This is a genomic window from Burkholderia sp. AU33803 (genome assembly GCF_002223095.1).
In the GTDB taxonomy this organism is placed as follows: domain Bacteria; phylum Pseudomonadota; class Gammaproteobacteria; order Burkholderiales; family Burkholderiaceae; genus Burkholderia.
Genome location: NZ_NKFJ01000015.1, coordinates 1 through 1,166 on the forward strand (window position 1 = coordinate 1; position 1,166 = coordinate 1,166).

Below are 1,166 nucleotides of genomic sequence, written 5' to 3' on the forward strand. Positions count from 1 at the left end.
GTAGTGATCGTATCGGCCGCGCGGACCGCGGTCGGCAAATTCGGCGGTTCGCTTGCGAAGATTGCGGCGCCCGAGCTGGGCGCGACGGTGATCCGCGCGGTGCTGGAGCGTGCGGGCGTGAAGCCCGAGCAGGTCAGCGAAGTGATCATGGGCCAGGTGCTGACGGCCGGTTCCGGGCAGAACCCGGCGCGGCAGTCGCTGATCAAGGCCGGGCTGCCGACGGCAGTGCCGGGGATGACGATCAACAAGGTGTGCGGCTCCGGCCTGAAGGCCGTGATGCTGGCGGCGAACGCGATCGTCGCGGGTGATGCCGAGATCGTGATCGCGGGCGGCCAGGAGAACATGAGCGCGTCGCCGCACGTGCTGCCGGGCTCGCGCGACGGGTTCCGGATGGGCGACGCGAAGCTGGTCGACACGATGATCGTCGACGGCCTGTGGGACGTGTACAACCAGTACCACATGGGCATCACGGCGGAGAACGTCGCGAAGGAGTACGGGATCACGCGCGAGGAGCAGGACGCGTTCGCGGCGTTGTCGCAGAACAAGGCGGAAGCCGCGCAGAAGGCCGGCCGCTTAGACGATGAAATCGTGCCGGTGGCGATTCCGCAACGCAAGGGCGAGCCGCTGCAGTTCGCCACCGACGAATTCGTGCGTCACGGCGTGACGGCGGAGTCGCTGGCGGGGCTGAAGCCGGCGTTCTCGAAGGACGGCTCGGTGACGGCGGCGAACGCGTCGGGGCTGAACGACGGCGCGGCGGCGGTGCTGGTGATGTCGGCGCAGAAGGCGGCGGCACTCGGCCTGACGCCGCTGGCGCGGATCAAGGCGTACGCGAACGCGGGCGTGGATCCGAGCGTGATGGGGATGGGCCCGGTGCCGGCATCGCGCCGCTGCCTGGAGCGCGCGGGCTGGACGCCGGGCGACCTGGACCTGATGGAGATCAACGAGGCGTTCGCGGCGCAGGCGCTGGCGGTGCACAAGCAGATGGGCTGGGACACGTCGAAGGTGAACGTGAACGGCGGGGCGATCGCGATCGGCCACCCGATCGGCGCGTCGGGCTGCCGGATCCTGGTGACGCTGCTGCACGAGATGGCCAAGCGCGATGCGAAGCGCGGGCTGGCGTCGCTGTGCATCGGTGGCGGGATGGGGGTCGCGCTCGCGGTCGAGCG

Annotated in this window: 1 protein-coding gene; it reads left to right on the plus strand. The window is 70.1% G+C overall.

From position 1 onward, the window contains the following. A partial coding sequence (locus CFB41_RS36995; RefSeq protein ID WP_256941414.1) for an acetyl-CoA C-acetyltransferase occupies positions 1 to 1,166 on the plus strand: 1,166 nt, incomplete at both ends.